The organism is Secundilactobacillus angelensis (assembly GCF_012641075.1).
Lineage (GTDB): Bacteria > Bacillota > Bacilli > Lactobacillales > Lactobacillaceae > Secundilactobacillus > Secundilactobacillus angelensis.
The window spans coordinates 1-16,427 of record NZ_JAAXLJ010000031.1; the positions used below are offsets into that span (position 1 = coordinate 1).

At 44.2% G+C, this 16,427-nt stretch carries 16 protein-coding genes, 1 tRNA gene and 1 riboswitch; of the genes, 11 read left to right on the top strand and 6 right to left on the bottom strand.

The window, feature by feature from the left end:
* Nucleotides 1-363 precede the first annotated feature (363 nt).
* From HC026_RS11690 to HC026_RS11700, 3 genes are all read left to right on the top strand, one after another.
* On the top strand, nucleotides 364-909 hold the full coding sequence (locus tag HC026_RS11690) for a GNAT family N-acetyltransferase (protein ID WP_168926100.1): 546 nt from the start codon (nucleotides 364-366) through the stop codon (nucleotides 907-909).
* Between the two features lie 112 nt (nucleotides 910-1,021).
* Nucleotides 1,022-1,945: a cation diffusion facilitator family transporter gene (locus tag HC026_RS11695; protein WP_168926101.1), complete on the top strand. Its 924-nt coding sequence runs from the start codon at nucleotides 1,022-1,024 to the stop codon at nucleotides 1,943-1,945.
* 16 nt (nucleotides 1,946-1,961) lie between these two features.
* A complete protein-coding gene (locus tag HC026_RS11700; protein WP_168926102.1) occupies nucleotides 1,962-2,609 on the top strand; it encodes a metal-dependent transcriptional regulator in 648 nt (215 codons plus the stop codon).
* A 26-nt stretch (nucleotides 2,610-2,635) separates the two neighbouring features.
* On the opposite strand, the gene HC026_RS11705 is transcribed toward HC026_RS11700, so the two are convergent.
* Nucleotides 2,636-2,971, bottom strand: coding sequence for a hypothetical protein (locus HC026_RS11705; RefSeq protein WP_168926103.1), 336 nt, complete (start codon nucleotides 2,969-2,971; stop codon nucleotides 2,636-2,638).
* Nucleotides 2,972-3,140: 169 nt separating this feature from the next.
* Here HC026_RS11705 and HC026_RS11710 point away from each other — a divergent pair, with 169 nt between their 5' ends.
* Both HC026_RS11710 and HC026_RS11715 read left to right on the top strand, forming a co-directional pair.
* Nucleotides 3,141-3,890 carry a threonine/serine exporter family protein gene (locus HC026_RS11710; RefSeq protein ID WP_168926104.1) on the top strand — a complete coding sequence of 250 codons (750 nt, stop codon included), beginning with the start codon at nucleotides 3,141-3,143 and terminating at the stop codon, nucleotides 3,888-3,890.
* Between the two features lie 9 nt (nucleotides 3,891-3,899).
* Nucleotides 3,900-4,382, top strand: coding sequence for a threonine/serine exporter family protein (locus HC026_RS11715; protein WP_168926105.1), 483 nt, complete (start codon nucleotides 3,900-3,902; stop codon nucleotides 4,380-4,382).
* Between the two features lie 357 nt (nucleotides 4,383-4,739).
* Here HC026_RS11715 and HC026_RS11720 read toward each other — a convergent pair whose 3' ends face one another.
* A complete protein-coding gene (locus HC026_RS11720; protein WP_168926106.1) occupies nucleotides 4,740-5,129 on the bottom strand; it encodes a DUF1634 domain-containing protein in 390 nt (129 codons plus the stop codon).
* Nucleotides 5,130-5,133: 4 nt separating this feature from the next.
* On the bottom strand, nucleotides 5,134-5,976 hold the full coding sequence (locus tag HC026_RS11725; RefSeq protein ID WP_168926107.1) for a sulfite exporter TauE/SafE family protein: 843 nt from the start codon (nucleotides 5,974-5,976) through the stop codon (nucleotides 5,134-5,136).
* Between the two features lie 245 nt (nucleotides 5,977-6,221).
* Between HC026_RS11725 and HC026_RS11730 the strand changes: the two genes are divergently transcribed.
* Nucleotides 6,222-6,887, top strand: a complete 666-nt coding sequence (locus HC026_RS11730) for a phosphatase PAP2 family protein (protein ID WP_168926108.1) — start codon at nucleotides 6,222-6,224, stop codon at nucleotides 6,885-6,887.
* Between the two features lie 57 nt (nucleotides 6,888-6,944).
* Here HC026_RS11730 and HC026_RS11735 read toward each other — a convergent pair whose 3' ends face one another.
* The 3 genes from HC026_RS11735 to HC026_RS11745 form a co-directional block, all read right to left on the bottom strand.
* Entirely contained in the window at nucleotides 6,945-8,054 is a 1,110-nt protein-coding gene (locus HC026_RS11735) for an amidohydrolase (protein ID WP_168926109.1), read from the bottom strand.
* A gap of 13 nt (nucleotides 8,055-8,067) precedes the next feature.
* Nucleotides 8,068-9,699, bottom strand: a complete 1,632-nt coding sequence (locus tag HC026_RS11740; protein ID WP_168926110.1) for a peptide ABC transporter substrate-binding protein — start codon at nucleotides 9,697-9,699, stop codon at nucleotides 8,068-8,070.
* A 538-nt stretch (nucleotides 9,700-10,237) separates the two neighbouring features.
* Nucleotides 10,238-11,038 carry an alpha/beta hydrolase gene (locus HC026_RS11745; protein WP_168926111.1) on the bottom strand — a complete coding sequence of 267 codons (801 nt, stop codon included), beginning with the start codon at nucleotides 11,036-11,038 and terminating at the stop codon, nucleotides 10,238-10,240.
* 113 nt (nucleotides 11,039-11,151) lie between these two features.
* On the opposite strand from HC026_RS11745, the gene HC026_RS11750 reads away from it, so the two are divergent.
* The 5 genes from HC026_RS11750 (at nucleotide 11,152) to HC026_RS11770 (ending at nucleotide 16,403) form a co-directional block, all read left to right on the top strand.
* A complete protein-coding gene (locus HC026_RS11750; protein ID WP_168926112.1) occupies nucleotides 11,152-11,682 on the top strand; it encodes a GNAT family N-acetyltransferase in 531 nt (176 codons plus the stop codon).
* A 43-nt stretch (nucleotides 11,683-11,725) separates the two neighbouring features.
* Nucleotides 11,726-11,903: riboswitch (Lysine riboswitch) on the top strand.
* An 83-nt stretch (nucleotides 11,904-11,986) separates the two neighbouring features.
* Nucleotides 11,987-13,462, top strand: coding sequence for an amino acid permease (locus tag HC026_RS11755; RefSeq protein WP_168926113.1), 1,476 nt, complete (start codon nucleotides 11,987-11,989; stop codon nucleotides 13,460-13,462).
* 251 nt (nucleotides 13,463-13,713) lie between these two features.
* The gene (locus HC026_RS11760; protein WP_168926114.1) at nucleotides 13,714-14,352 is read left to right on the top strand and encodes a deoxynucleoside kinase; all 639 of its coding nucleotides are present in this window, start codon (nucleotides 13,714-13,716) and stop codon (nucleotides 14,350-14,352) included.
* Between the two features lie 277 nt (nucleotides 14,353-14,629).
* A complete protein-coding gene (gene serS, locus HC026_RS11765) occupies nucleotides 14,630-15,904 on the top strand; it encodes a serine--tRNA ligase (protein WP_168926115.1) in 1,275 nt (424 codons plus the stop codon).
* A gap of 426 nt (nucleotides 15,905-16,330) precedes the next feature.
* Nucleotides 16,331-16,403 (top strand) — tRNA-Val (locus HC026_RS11770).
* Nucleotides 16,404-16,427: the final 24 nt, after the last annotated feature.

Here is a 16,427-nt window from a genome sequence, read left to right on the forward strand (position 1 = left end):
ACACGTTTCAGCAATGTCGCCAAAGCGACGGAAATCCCGGTTTTGGATTTCTGTTGGCTGTGCCTTATTTGCAACTCTCTGCTTGTTTGAGCACGTTTCGACAATTTGCTCGAAAAATCCAATTTTGAATTTGCAAAGCCTTAGTGCAAACCAACCTCAACACGCCCACCATCGCTTAAACCCACTTCACAAACTTCTGTGAAACCCTGTTTTTAACCCGCTTCCATCCCCGTCAAATCAGGTCCTTAAAATTAGAAAATCCTTAATGAAATTATTAGGGAAAATCCGAATGATTTCGCTAGACATCACTGGATATATAGTTTAAGATATCAAAATCTTGTAAAAAATAAAGGGGTGGAACAAATGTATTTACGTCGCGCAGAAATGAAGGATTTACCACAAATCGAATCAATCATCCAGGATGGAAAAACTCACCTGGCGGCTCAAAACATTGATCAATGGCAGGGGGGATATCCCAATACCAATGTGTTGGTTAATGACATTCAAAACGGCCACGCGGTAGTGCTTGTTGAAGGCTACGAAGTGTTAGGTACGGCTAGTGTTATTCCAGCACCAGACGAAAGTTATGAAGAAATCGATGGACAATGGCTGACGCACGACGATACGTACGTTGCCATCCACCGGGTTGCAGTGTCCGCTAACCATCGCGGTCAAGGCTTATCCGGCAAGCTTTTTGCAGCAATCTTTGGCGAAATTGAAGCTAACTCTTCTATTAAAGGGATTCGCATCGATACGCATCCCGATAACAAGGGGATGCAGCATGTTATCAAGAAGGCTGGCTTTACTGAAACAGGCACCGTTGAAGTGTTAGCGGACGAACAGACAACCATTCGCGATTACGCCTACGAAAAATTAACTAAAATTGGGTCACTTGTTAAGACTCGTTAATCAAAATTAGAGCGTTCACCAATTTGGTGGACGCTTTTTTTGCTGGAGTACCTAACTTTTTAGATGATTTTGCCTAAAAATGTGCTAGTATTAACTTCTAGGGGGAATTGGTATGTCTGAAGACAAACGCATGTCAGGAAGAAGATTTTTAACCGTTACCATTTTAAATGGGGCTATTACAGTCGTTGAGGCAATTGGCGGCTTATTATCTGGCAGTCTGTCGCTGCTTTCTGATGCCTTTCATAATCTTGGTGATACCTTTTCCATTGTGATCAGCTACATCGCACATCGAATCAGTTTGCGTGATGAGGATGAACGGAACACGTTTGGCTATGGTAGGGCACAGATTTTAGCGGCCATGCTGAACGCGCTATTATTGATCGTACTTTCGATTTTTCTGGTGGTGGAAGCGGCCAAACGTCTGAGCCACCCAGAACAAATCAACGGTGAATTGATGATGGGTGTTGCTACGATTGGATTACTCGCTAATCTAGTTTCGGCAATCTTAATGCACCGTGGCTCAAAACATAATTTGAATATGAAGGCAACTTACCTTCATTTACTGAGCGATACTTTATCTTCAGTAGGTGTGATTTTCGGAGCGGTTATGATTCAGTGGTACAATATCACTATGATTGACCCGATTATCACGATTATTGTAGCGGCTTATATTACGTTTGAATCGTGGCCAATCGTGCGGCATACGATTACGATTTTAATGCAAGGTGCACCGAAAATGGATTACGATGCCATTAAACAGGATTTAATGAAAATTGATGGCGTTACCAGCGTTCATCACATCCATATTTGGATGATCGACGAAAATCGAATCATGTTCTCGGCTCACATCAACATGCGCGACATGCTACTGAGTGAAGCTGAACCCATTTACCATCAGGTAGAAGAAGTGCTGGCGAAAAAGTACGGTATTTGCCACGTTACACTACAAGCCGAGGATGTTCGCGGTCGTGGTGAAGAAATGATTTTGAACGAAGATTTAGACAAACAATTGATTAAAAGGCAAAATGAAGACTAACAAGGAGTAATGCAGCATGACACCCATGAAAGAGGATTATTTAAAAATTATCTTTGAGCTTGGTGGCGCGAGTGAGAAAGTTTCGAACAAGCAAATCGCCATCAGTTTGAATATTGCAGCGGGTTCGGTGACTGAAATGATCAACAAAATGGTCGAGGAAGGCCTCGTTAACCACGAACCTTATGCAGGTATTTCACTCACGGATGCCGGCCGTAAAAAAGCGGTCACTTTAGTACGAAAGCACCGCTTGTGGGAAACCTTTTTAGTTAAAAAATTAGGCTTTGCGCTACCAGATTTGGACGTCGAGGCTGAACGGCTAGAACACGTTACCAGTGAGAAATTGGCAAACGCAATGGATGACGCGTTGGACCACCCCAAAAAGTGTCCTCATGGTGGGACTATTCCTGATCGTAATGGCCATTATGACAGTGAGTCGCATTTAATTTTAAACGATGTTAAAGACGGTCAAACTGTTACAGTGACTCGGTTTATTGATAATCACGATCTACTGACGTACTTAGGTGATATCAAGTTGGATATTGGCGACAAGCTGCAGGTCAACAAGCATGACCCATTCGAAGGACCAGTTCTGGTCACTAATTTGACTGACAAGCAGGATTTAACCATTGGCTATAAAGCCGCTCATTATATTTTTGTGGAATAAAACAACAGCTAGCTTCCAAGTGGGGGCTAGCTTTTTAGATACAGCAATAACAAAATTACGTTAACTAAAGCAGTCAGTAGCGGTCCGAGGGTTTTAAACAAGCTAACTTTGATGCCAATCAGGCCATCGAATAGCTGAACAAAGATCATCACTGTTGCTAGGGCGACTAAATAGGGCTTTAATGGCCAAATGATTAATCCAACAGCAACAATCACGAGAGCTGCACTCCGGGAAGCGGCATACTTAGCTGTCGTGAGTGCATCTTTCGACAGTGCTCTAGCATTGAAATAGGCTTCGGTTGAAAAACCAGCACTGACAACAGCACTGATTAGCGTAAAGATGGCACACCAATAATAACTCAAAGTAAATTCTCCTCTTTTAAAACAATATGCTGAGTATCGACCAGCCCTCATTATTTGTCAACCTAATCCCTAGAAGCAAAAAGTCATCAAATTGCGTAATTTAGGATAGCGTAACGAATTCGATGCACGTATAATCGAGTAGAGAACGAATTGAACGGGGGTAACTGCGATGACAAATGATCAGGGTCATTTGATGATCAAAACGGCACTTCATGCGGGTCGAATCATGATTGAGAATGGTTCAGAAGTCGCACGAGTGAGTGATACGATTAGCCGAATAGCAGCTAATGCAGGGTATCCGGATAGCAAAGTTTACGTGACGATCACCGGCATCATGATGTCAGTCTCAGGTGAAGAAAATGCGCAGATTGAACCCGTAGTATCACGATCCATTGATTTAGAGAAAATCACGTTGGTCAATGACCTATCACGACACTTTGCTGAGCACAAAATTACCCTGGCACAGTTTGAGGAACGCTTAACGGATTTGGACCAGCATTCCCGCTACTTCCCGTTTTGGTTACAGTTGGTTTCTGCCGGTTTGGTCAGCGGGACACTGGAAGTGGTCTTTAGACATAACTATCCCGATTTCTTAGTCACCTGTATCATCGGCTTAATTGGTTGGTGGATCTTTTACGTGTTAAACCGATTAGCCAAGATTCGGTTTTTGAGTGAGTTTTTAGCTTCTGCTGTAATCGGTGTTCTGGCGCTTTTAGCTGTTAAATATCATTTAGGGACTAACGCCGATGATATTATTATTGGTTGCGTTATGCCACTGGTTCCTGGGGTGCCGTTGACTAACGCGGTAAGGGACATTTTAGCGGGCGACCTCGTTAGTGGTATCGCCAGGGGGATGGAAGCTTTAATGAGTGCGATTGCTATCGGGAGTGGGATTGCCATGATCTTGCAGGCAGTGTGAGGTGGACAAATGCTGAAATTATTTGCGGATTTAGTTTTAACTTATATCGGGACGGTAACATTTGGCATTTTACTGAACGTGCCGCGACGAGCGCTGAACCTCGGTGGTTGGATCGGCACGCTGAGTTTTCTCGCTTACCGGTTATGTATGATGGCCAACATGGGTATCGCGGTGGCCAATTTGCTGGGGGCGCTGATAATTGGTATCCTTAGCATGCAGGCGGCTAGGTATAAGCGAATGCCAGTAATTAACTTTAATATTCCGGCCTTGGTGCCATTTGTTCCCGGTGGTCAAGCGTATCAAATGATCAAAAACTTCGCGCTGGGTAACGTTTCAGAAGCAATTAGTTTCTTGTTGCAAGTCGCAATCATAGCGGGCTCGATTGCCTTTGGCTTCTTATTAGCTGAAATGATAAACAGGATGCAGGCAAAACTGATGGTGATGTTTTCTAGTCGGTGGAGTCATGAGAATAGGAATAATCCGAGATTGTAGAGTGTGAAAAGGCTCGGGTAGAGTCCAGAGCGTAACGGAAAACGGGTAGGTCCTTCGAACTTTAAGGACGTACCCGTTTTTCGTTACGTGGCCGGACTCTGAGCCTTTGAACACGTTTCCACCAAATAAAATCAATCAGCAATCGTCAAGGGGCGGGGTTCCTGAACTTGGGAACCTTGCCCCTTGACGTTACATGGCAGGAATCAGAGTTGTTGAACACGTTTCTGCCGAATAAAATTTAAGCGCAAAATAAAACGGGTAGGTCCTTCGAACTTTAAGGACGTACCCGTTTTTCGTTACGTGGCCGGACTCCGAGTCATTGAACACGTTTCTACTATATAAAATCAATCAGCAAACCTAAACCGTATGCCCAACAACAAAACTAATGCACAAAATAATCAAAACAATAGTAGTGATCCAAACATAAAGGATATCGTGTTCTTTGTAAAAGGCATAGATTGACACAACGACACGTAAAACTGGTGTCATGATGAGGCAGAACATGCCGACCATCATCACAGCGTAAGGCTTCAGTGCGACTGTTCCAGCAATAATGCCGCTGATGGTAGTCGGTTGATGCCCAGTTGGATAGCCACCGTTGCCACCATTAATGAGCAACAGGATCAATCCAAACAGCATGACGATTGCGGCGACGATCACACCAATCTGCAGGATTCGACCGATGATTGTTTCGATATGGGCCATTTCGTTTTTAGTTGCTTTACTTTCATGCGATTGTTCTTCCATGTGATTAACCTCCAATTATTCCTTTATACAGCATTTGCAGGCCAATAAATAAAATCACCGGGATGAAAATCATTCGAATGATGCGCGCAGGTAACACCTGCATCACCCGAGAACCGATAACAGCACCGACTAAAATGCCTAGCGCAAGTGGCACCGCAATGTTGGGTAAAATTGAACCGTTGAAGAAGTAAACGGTGGCACTGGCTGCGGCAGTAACTCCCATCATCAGATTGCTGGTGGCCGATGAGGGCTTTAATGGCATCTTCATAAAGGTGTCCATAGCGGTGACCTTGAAGGCGCCGGAGCCGATTCCCAGCATTCCGCTGGCTAGACCAGCACCTAACATGACCAGAAAGCCTTGGGGAACTGCTTCAACTTGATAATCGACTTGTTTCATTTCCGATTTATCAAAGTAGGTCCCGTTCAACTTGAGCTTAGTCGCAATTCGGTCAGCCTGAACGTTAGTCATGACTTCTTGACCGCGCCGGAGCTTGCGCCACATATTCCAGCCAGAGAAGACCAGCAGGGCACCGAAAAATAAGTAGAGATATTTGGGATCGAGTATTCCAGTCAGCAGAGCACCCGAAATTCCACCAATCGTCGTGGCAATTTCAAGAAACATGGCTACTCGCAGGTTTAACACATCATCTCTGAGATAAGCAATGGTAGCCCCTGAACTGGTGGCAATCACCGCAATAATACTTGCGCCAATGGCATACTTAATATCTAAGCCCATCATTAATGTCAGAACAGGTGTGATGATAATTCCGCCGCCAAGGCCAAGGATTGCTCCTGCAATTCCGGCAAACAGGCCGACAGCCATCATGATTAGCATCGATTGAATCATTATAATGTCCTCTCTTTAACCGTCAGTAAAATATTCCTCAACAACTTTAGCATACTTTTTAATTTCTTGGTAATCGAATAGTTCGTGTATCCGGATACAATTTAAACCTTTTCCAGCTCTTATTTAGCAAAGGTAAAATTCTAAATATTCCAATAACAATCAAAATCCAATATCAGGCATGTGATAATTTATGCTATACTCAAATTCGCAGTGATAAATCGTTTTTTTAATGGGAGGAAGCAACAATGATTATTCAACAAGAGCGTGACCGACCGTACCGCTTACTTGTTAGCGGTGGTTTGTTCGCTTTTTTAGCTGCCGTCGTCATGGCGCAGTCTGGGTTATTGGAATTTATTGACAGTGTTATCATTCAAGTTATTCAGAAACATCAAACAAGTTTTAAAGAAGCAATTATGAATTTAATTTCGTTATTAAGTAGTCCCACATTTGATATCATATGGGTCTTGATTATCGCCTTTCTGCTATGGGGATTCAAATTCAGAATTCCGGCGTTATGGGCACTCTGCACGTTACTCGGTGGCGATGTAATTGCCACGCTGGTGAAGCACGTGGTTCAGCGACAACGGCCTTTTGGTCATTTAGCAAGTGACAATGGTTTCAGCTTTCCTAGCGGTCACGTGTTTGGGATGACCTTAGTCATTGCTATTTTATGGATCGTTGTCGTTCCGATGATTGAAAAGGATTGGCAAGCCATTCTAGTTAGAACCATCATGATTATTTGGTTGATCCTATTAGCAGTTTCGCGGGTCTATCTAGGCGCCCATTATCCAACTGATACCATTGGTGCGATGCTTCTGGCATATGCTTGGTTGCAGATCAGCGAATGGCTTTACCTCTGGTTGGCACCAAAGCTATCACACGTTAGATTGTTAAATCGTTCAATATATTAAGTTTCTATCTAAAAAAAGCATTGGCTTTTGCCGATGCTTTTTTCGTGGTTCATGGGACTATTGCTGACCCGTCATTTTAATTACGTTAATTAAGATTTTTGCGCCATCAAACATTGCTGTGCGGTCGAAAGTCATACCTGGTACGTGTAAACCTGGTGTTAAATCGCAGCCCAGTCCCAACATGGTTGATTCTTTTGCGACACCATCATAGGCGTAGAAGTGGAAGTCATCGCCACCCTGAGTTGGTGCGGGTTCAACCAGGCCTTCTTTCCCAAGTACCTGGGTGATTGCGCGTTTCATGTTGTTAATGGCAGGTTCGCTTGGAATAGCTGCCGGAGAAAGGTCGTTGCCGTTTAAAGTGACGTTGATACCGTTCACGGAGACGTCCTTCATTGCTTGGAAGGCTTGGGCTTGGAGTTCATCCATCATGTCATTAGTCCGAGCCCTCAAATCAACCGCAAAGGTGCCTTTATCTGGGACAATGTTGGAAGACTCGCCAGCTTGAACCATGGTGGTGGTCACCGAATAGGGTAGCTTGGTGTCCAGTTTAATTTGCTTAAACTTCTCATTGAGGGTGCTGAAGCCATCAATCACGTTGGCACCTAATTCTGGTCGACCGGCGTGGGCAGTTTTGCCAGTAATGGTCACCCAATACGTCCGTGTGGCAATATCTGGAATGATTGGTTCCGCATGCTTACCAGTCACTTCAGCTTTGGCGCAGACGTGCAAGCCATAGAGATAATCCAGTTTGCCTAATTTACCACTCTTGATCACCCGTTCAGCGCCCGTGACCGTCTCTTCAGCGGGCTGGAAAATAATTTTCAGGGTGCCGGGAATTTCGTCTGGGTTAGCGACATAATAACCAGCTACTGCTAGTACCATCGACATGTGAGAATCGTGGCCGCAGGAGTGTAAGACCTGGGTCTTGCCTTGGTATTCCTGCTTTAAGGCATCAATATCTGAGCGTAAGCCGATGATTGGGTGACCGCTGCCAATTGTCGCAATCAAGCCAGTAAAATCATCGAAGCGTTCATAGCTGACACCCATTTCATCCAGCCGTTTTGCTAAATAATTTGTTGTGTTGACTTCGTTAAAAGCGGTCTCACCACGAGGGTGGAGGTAGTTGAAGTCTGCTAAAATTTGTTTTTCATTAATCATTGTGGTCATTGCATACACTCCTTTACTTTGCCCAATAGGCATTCTTCAATGAGATCCCTTGTGCGGCTGCGTAAGTGATCCCCTTTAAGCCGGGCTTGTTCAACCGGGCAATCTGGCCTTGGTTCAAGGCAGTGATGGCTTGATCCTTCATGGCAACTTGATTCGCCTGTTTGAAGTCATCATAACGTTTTTGAGGGTTTGTCACGTCTTTAACGTTGGCGTTTGAGTACAGCTTATCGTACGTCTTATTAGAATAGTTACCCGCGTTATTCACGTTGTTGGTATTGAGTAGTTGGAAAAATTCATTTAGGTCTGGGTAAGAGGCAATCCAGTTGGTGAAGCCGATATCATAGCCACGCTTTTTCTGCATGGTGGTGATGGCCTGCACTTTAGGCTGTGCGTTGATTTCGATGTTCGCGCCTTTAAGGTATTTCTTGGCGTTAGCTTGCACGTACTCAGCGGAATTTTTGAATGAATCGACGTCGTAGCAGACGAGTTTCATATTCAACTTCTTCACGCCCAGTTGTTTTAATCCCTTAGCCCAATACTTTTTCGCCAGCGTTGGGTTAAATGCGACCGATTCTTTGACGCTGGAATCCTTGGCAAAGTCGGCACCGTTACTAGGGTTCTTTGAAATTTCTTCTGGTGCGAGTCCGTAAGGGGATTTGGCACCATTTTTAAGCACGTTTTGCGTTAAACTCTTTCGGTTGATGATCAATGAAATGGCCTTTCGAATATTTGCGTTTCTCATGGTCTTACTGCGGAAGTTGTAGGCGAGGTAGTCGGTTTCGCCACTTGGGTAGCTGAGGTAGCCCTTATTAGTTTTTTCTTGAGCTGCTTGTTGACCTGCAAGCACAATGTTGTCTAGGTCACCTGATTGATACTGCGAAAGGGCAGTTTCTGGTGATTTTGCGACCGCAAACTTCACACTACTTAATTTAACGACTTTCTTATCCCAGTATTTAGGGTTCTTTTTCAGCGTCCATTTTACGGATGACGTACTCCAGTTTTGAACCATGAATGGACCGTCAAACACCGTCTTGGCGGCAGAAGTTCCATAGGCACTACCATATTTTTCCACTACCTTTTGGTTCAGTGGCAGGAACGGAACTGCTGCCACTAAGTACTTAAAGTAGGGGGTGGCCTGAGCGAGAGTAACTTTTAAAGTTGTTTTGTTGACGGCTTTAACGCCCAACTGTGAAACAGACATTTTGCCATTTTCAATCTGCTTAGCATTTTTAATTGGCAGGAACATGTAGGCATCAGCGGCCTTAGTGGCAGGGTTAACTGCTCGTTGCCAAGCGTAGGCGAAATCGGCGGCGGTCAGTGGATCACCATTGCTCCACTTTAAGTTCGGTCGTAATTTAAAGGTGTAGACGGTTTGACCATCAGTAGGTTTCACGATTGCCTTAGCAATTCCAGGTTCCACCGTATTGCTATTCTTTAACCGGTACAAGCCTTCTTGTGAGTTGTTAACGGTCTCTAGCGCGCCCACATCCGTAATTTGTGATGAATCCAATGACGAGATGTCTGCTTGCTCCATGATGGTAGCCGTGGTTTTGACTGATGAAGTTGATTTACCGCAGCCAGCTAAGACGATGCCGCTAACTAAAATAAGTGCTGTTCCAATAAAACCTTTAATTGATTTTTGCATATGCGTTTCCTCCCAAATTGAACTTCCCTATTCCGACAAATTCTGGTGCAGACTATGTCGACGCAAATGCAGGTGATGTTCCTTGATTCCTGCAGTGTTCGTATTATCGTGAAACATCATCAATTGAAACATGGTCGTCAGCTTCCTTTCCAAATCCAAATAAAAAATCCCCTCAAAGAAATTAATCTTTGAGAGGACGATTAGCTCGTGGTGCCACCTCTGTTCGTAGTTATCTCACAATAGCTACCTCAGCAAGTTAAATAACTTGCCCCGTTTAACGGTGGGTGACCGGCTAGCCCTAATAAATAATATCTTTCAGGTTAACTGCTAGTAGCTGTGTTTCGATTCGGTTCATTCTTTCAGCCTTATGAATGATCTCTAAAATTAGAATCTAATTTGACCACTTACTGCATTTGTAATTTGAATCTCATTCTAGAGATGAATGACGCCGCTGTCAAGGGGTAATTTACTGGTTGCTTCTCATTTACGGATTAAAAAAGCCTGAGAGACCGCTCAGACTTTAATTGAATCTGATCAATTAGAGAGTTGCATTCAGCCATTCCTCAGCCAGCTTCAACCAGTGTGCCACGTGGGGTTGATTAGCGTCTCGCTTCCAAGCGGTTAAATGATTGGCAAGCGCCAAGCCGTGAGGACCGTGATGGAAAATGTGCAGTTCATATGGCACCTGTGCCTGGCTCAAAGCATTGGCGTAGGCCAAACTATTCACGGATGGCACCAGTGGATCATCAGCTGTTGCCCAAATAAAAGTGGGCGCATTTTGTTGGCTAACGTGTTCGTCAGCAGCAATCGCATCAGGGTCATCCGTCCATTGTGCCAACATACCTTCCTTAACGGGGAAGCCAAGTTTGGGGCTGATCACCGGGTAACCAAGTATAACGGCTTGCGGCTGTAATTCCTCGGCAGTGACGCCAGCTTGTTCAGTGAGCCACTGAGAGTGCCAATAATCGTTGTAAAGTGCCGTAATGTGACCACCAACCGAAAAGCCGGCAACGGCCACTCTTTCAGGGTCAATCAGCCAATCTGACGCATTCTTTTTCACCAGTGACACGGATTGAGCAAGTTCAATTAATGGTGCCGGATGTAACGGTTGTTTTTCGTCTACGAAGCTGTAACGGAGGTAAAACGCCTGATAACCGAGATTTGCGAAGGCCATCGCCAGTGTTTCTGACTGCTGTTCTGGAATATGGGTGTAGGAGCCACCGGGAACAACAATAATTGCGGGGTACACTTGATCTGGATTTTCGGGGTCTTTTTCCCGTAGATATCCCTGTAAGTAAGCGGCAGTATTACCGCCCAATGATTCTTTAACAATTTGCATAGTCATCATCCTAATTGTAATCTATAATAAAATGAAACAAACGAAGCGTGATTTGAACTTAATACCCATAGTTTAACGCATTTTGGACTTTGATAAAAAGGGAACGATTGCTCATGCTCATGATAAAAACAGAACGCTTAACGATTCGCCAATTTGTGGAGTCCGATTTAGATGATTATTATGCCATTGTGGGTGATGTGGATAGTGCTAGGGCAGCCGGCTTTCAGTATGCTCATCGAAAAGCGGATGCTGCCTACATGTTACGTTCAGCGATTTCACAAGGAATGGTGTTTGCAATCGTTGAAACTGTGACGCAGAGGGTCATTGGTAGTATCGGCCTATACCCACGGATTGCCTCCAGTGGCGAACAGGAAGAAGACTCAGCCGAGATTGGTTACGTCTTGAACCAATCATACTGGGGACAGGGGTATATGACCGAAGCAGCTGAGTCTTTGATCAGAACGGTTTTTGACCAGCGACTCTTGAAGACTATTTGGGCAAGCTTTCTAGAAGACAATTTACGCTCTAAAGGGGTTTTAGAGAAATTGGGTTTCTATTATGTCGATCGATTTACCCACTCGCCCCATGCCCTATACGAGCCAGGTAAAACGGAGGTTATTTATCGTCGGGATCGTGAGAACTGAGCCATGCTTGCAATTTAATCTTCAACGGTTTAATATTGTATTCATCAAAAGAAGAGGCGCGAATTGAAAGAGTCACTTTCAGGAGAACGATCAGGTTCTGTGATTGGAAGTAAAAGGGTAATTCGCCGAAGCTTAACGTGACTGATAACACGGGGAGCTGGGACCAGTCCTAAGAGGGCTGGGACTGTCGCAGTGATGTGCTGCGGAGAGCTTCCTACGGTAGAATGACTTTCAGGTCGTCTCGCAGGTAGCTGCAGGCGGCCTTTTTTATTGGCAAAATAAGTCTGAAAGCGAGTGTAAATAAATGGCGAATCAAACAAACAATAATAGTGACAATGAGGTTAAACGAGAACTGAAAACCCGCCATATCTCCATGATTGCGTTGGGCGGTAGTATCGGTACTGGGTTATTCGTTGCCAGTGGGTCAGCAATTTCTAAAGCCGGTCCAGGTGGTGGTCTACTCGCTTACGTTGCCCTGGGTGCCATGGTTTACTTTTTAATGACGTCACTGGGTGAAATGGCGACTAATATGCCGGTATCAGGTTCATTTGCTACTTATTCAACTAAGTACGTTGACCCGGCCTTGGGATTTGCTATGGGTTGGAACTACTGGTTCAACTGGGCAATTACCTTAGCCGTGGATATCAGTACGGCGGCGTTGGTTATGAAATTTTGGCTACCGGATGTACCAGGCTGGATCTGGAGCGTCCTAATTCTAGTCATGATTTTCTTGATTAACGCGCTAACAGTGAAAGCTTTCGGTGAAACAGAATACTGGATGGCCATGATTAAGGTGGTCACCGTTGTCGTCTTTCTAATAGTCGGTTTCCTGACGATTTTTGGCATCATGGGCGGTCACGCGGTTGGCTTGAGTAATTTTACCTATAAACAAGCACCGTTTGTTGGTGGTGTACCTGCAATCTTGAGTGTGTTCGTGGTTGCTGGGTTCTCCTTCCAAGGAACTGAATTGGTGGGGATTACAGCCGGTGAATCAGCTACTCCCGAAAAGAGTGTGCCAAAGGCGATTAATCAGGTCTTTTGGCGGATTCTATTATTTTATATCTTGGCAATCTTCGTTATTGCTTGTTTGATTCCATATACGAGTCCTAAATTACTGGGGTCATCGGCCAGTGATATTGCAATTAGTCCCTTTACTCTGGTCTTTCAGCGTGCTGGTTTAGCGGCCGCTGCTAGTGTGATGAATGCCGTTATTTTGACTTCCGTCATTTCCGCAGCCAATTCTGGGATGTATGCTTCGTCACGGATGTTATATTCACTGTCATTAGATAATTTTGCACCAAAGTACTTTGAACATACGACTAAAAACGGCGTTCCATTGCGTGCACAGGCAGCAACGACCGTCGTGGGTGCCATTGCTTTTGTCACCAGTATTGCGGGTCCGGAAGTATATACGTGGTTGGTCGCTGCCTCTGGCTTGACCGGGTTTATTGCCTGGCTGGGAATTGCTATCTCTCATTTCCGGTTCCGGCGCGCCTTCATCAAGCAGGGTCATGAACTTTCAGAGTTAAAGTACCATGCTAAGTGGTTCCCATTTGGTCCAATTTTGGCGTTGATTCTTTGTATACTAGTGATTGTCGGCCAAAATACGACCGCCTTTGCAAACTTTGATTGGGAACAGATCGGGGTGACTTACTTGAGTGTGCCACTATTCCTAGTTTTGTTTATCTACTATAAGGTTCGGTATCGGACCCACGTTATTCCGTTAGAGGACGTGGATGTTGCCCCTCATAAGCATCAGGAAGATGAGTCAGCAAAATAGGAGCTAAGCATTACCATAGTTCATTACTTGAAAGTAGTCTTGACCGGTTCTACAACTCAGATTCCGGCCAAATAACACCCAACAATGCCATCCCGATAAAGCCTATCGGAATGACGTCGTTGGGTGTTATATTTTGGAATCTACCGAGTTGTGTCACACTTTTTCTGTGAATTACCCACAATATATTGCATTTAAGATTTGCAATGATACAATATAAAGTACTGACTTTTGAAGTTAAAGGAGAAATAGCAATGATCGTACTTTCAGGAACCATTGGGGCTGGGAAGACCAGTTTAACCCAGTTACTTGCACGTCACTTAAATAAACCAGCTTTTTATGAATCAGTAGAGGACAACGAAATTTTACCGTTGTTTTATCAAAACCCTAAAAAGTACGGCTTTTTACTGCAGATTTATTTCTTGAATAAGCGTTTAGACGCAATCAAGGCTGCGGAAAAGGACGATAAGGCGGTTTTAGACCGTTCAATTTTTGAGGATTCACTGTTATTCAAGCTGAATGCTGATCTAGGTCGTGCTACCCAAACAGAGTCCGACATTTATAATTCTCTGCTTCAAAACATGATGGAAGAGTTACCAGATACCCGGGAAAAGAAGAATCCTGATTTATTGATTCACATCAATATTTCCTTTGATACCATGCTGACACGCATTAAGAAGCGTGGTCGTTCATACGAACAAGTTGATAAGGATCCGAGCTTGTACGACTACTACAAGGAATTAGATGCCCGTTATGTCGACTGGTATAAGCATTATGACAAGTCACCTAAGATGACGATTAATGGCGATAAGTTGGATTTTGTCGAAGATCCAACTGCCCAGGAAAAGGTGCTGTCAATTGTTGACAACAAGATTGCTGAGCTGAATCTGTAACAGTGAGTTGCTTTTGAAGCGTAAATAATTTACAATGAATGCAATTACAAAACGCGATGTACCTTTAAGTAGATGCTCAGAGAGACGGGGTGCTGAGAACCGTTCATCGAAACTCCAGTACATTTAAGCGGACAGTTAATCCTGTACGGTTGGTCGCCGTTACCGATGTTGAGTGTGCGGTGTTAGTCCGCAAACTTGGGTGGTACCGCGAGCTTTCGTCCCAATATTTGGGGCGGAAGCTTTTTTTGCGGGCCAAAAAATGAGAGGAGCAATACTGATGATTGATTTAAAGTTAGTCCGAAACGAAACTGATTTTGTTAAAGAAAAGTTAGCGACAAGAGGTGTGGATGCTGCTGAGATCGATGAGTTACTGGCTGTCGACCAAAAACGGCGTGATTTGATCGTTAAATCTGAAACAATGAAGGCAACTCGGAACCAAGTCTCTGACGAAATTTCGCAATTAAAGCGTAACAAAGAGGATGCCAGCGATAAAATTACCCAAATGAAGCAAGTTAGTGCTGACATTAAGGCAATGGATGAACAGCTCACACAGATTGCTGACGAGGTTCACGACAAAGCTTCTCGCCTGCCAAACATTCCTGATGACAACGTACCGGTTGGCTTAACCGAGGACGGTTCAGTTGAATTGCGCAAGTGGGGTGACATTCCAAGCTTTGATTTCAAGCCAAAGTCTCACTGGGAAATTGGTGAAGCACTGGGTATCTTGGATTTTGAACGTGGTGCGAAAGTTTCTGGCAGTCGTTTCCTGTACTACGTTGGCCAAGGTGCTCGCTTGGAACGAGCAATCTATAACTTTTTCCTGGATGAAAACGAAAAAGCTGGCTTCACTGAAGTACTGCCACCATACATGGTCAACAGTGCTTCAATGTTTGGGACTGGTCAATTTCCAAAGTTTACTGAAGATGTTTATTCATTGAAGGAAGCTGACGAAACGTTGATCCCAACAGCCGAAGTGCCATTGGTCAACTATTATCGTGATGACGTGATCGACGATGAAAAATTACCAGTCAAGTTCACTGCACTGACCCCGGCATTCCGTTCTGAGGCAGGTAGCGCCGGCCGTGACACCCGCGGATTGATTCGGCTTCACCAATTTAACAAGGTTGAAATGGTTCAGTTTACTAAGCCAGAACAATCATGGGACGCGTTGGAGAAGATGACCAATCACGCGGAAGATTTGCTTAAGAAGTTGGGCTTAGCTCATCACGTGATCACACTGACGACCAGCGACATGAGCTTCACTGCTGCCATGACGCACGATCTTGAAGTTTGGTTACCATTCCAAGACAAGTACCGTGAAATTTCAAGTTGCTCAAACTGTACTGACTTCCAAGCTCGTCGTGCGCACATTCAGTACCGTGACGAAAACGGCAAATTGCAATACGTTCACACGTTGAACGGGTCTGGCTTGGCAGTTGGCCGGACGGTAGCTGCTATTTTAGAGAACTACCAAAATGCCGATGGAACAGTCAATATTCCTGAAGCAATCCAACCATATATGGGCGGACAGACTAAGATCGTTAAGGAATAACGCATACAATGGAGAACCGCTAACCAGTGGATATCAAACTGGTTAGCGGTTCTTTTAATTTAACGGCACATAAATACATTTTTATAAAGCCAAATAGAGAACTTATTCATCAACTAACTGAATCAAGTTAGTCTTATTTAGATAAGAAAAATAAATTAATCGCTCTGAATTTAGGAATTGAATCCAAACAATTCAGAGCAACTAATCCTTGTGCCAAAATAGTTCAAAGAAATTATAAAAAGGGGGTAGCTTTTTTTTGAGATTACGTGTAATATAGTTCTTGCAGTTGAAACGCAGAACTTATTGCTCTGAATAACTATTCATCAACTTGAAAAAAGTTGTTGACAGCAAAATTGCTGAATGATAAACTATAATAGTTGTTTCAAAGAGGTCGATCGTAATTGTTCACCTTTTGAGCATCAAGATGGAGGATTAGCTCAGTTGGGAGAGCGTCTGCCTTACAAGCAGAGGGTCACAGGTTCGAGCCCTGTATCCTCCATTGAGCCGTTAGCTCAGTTGGTAG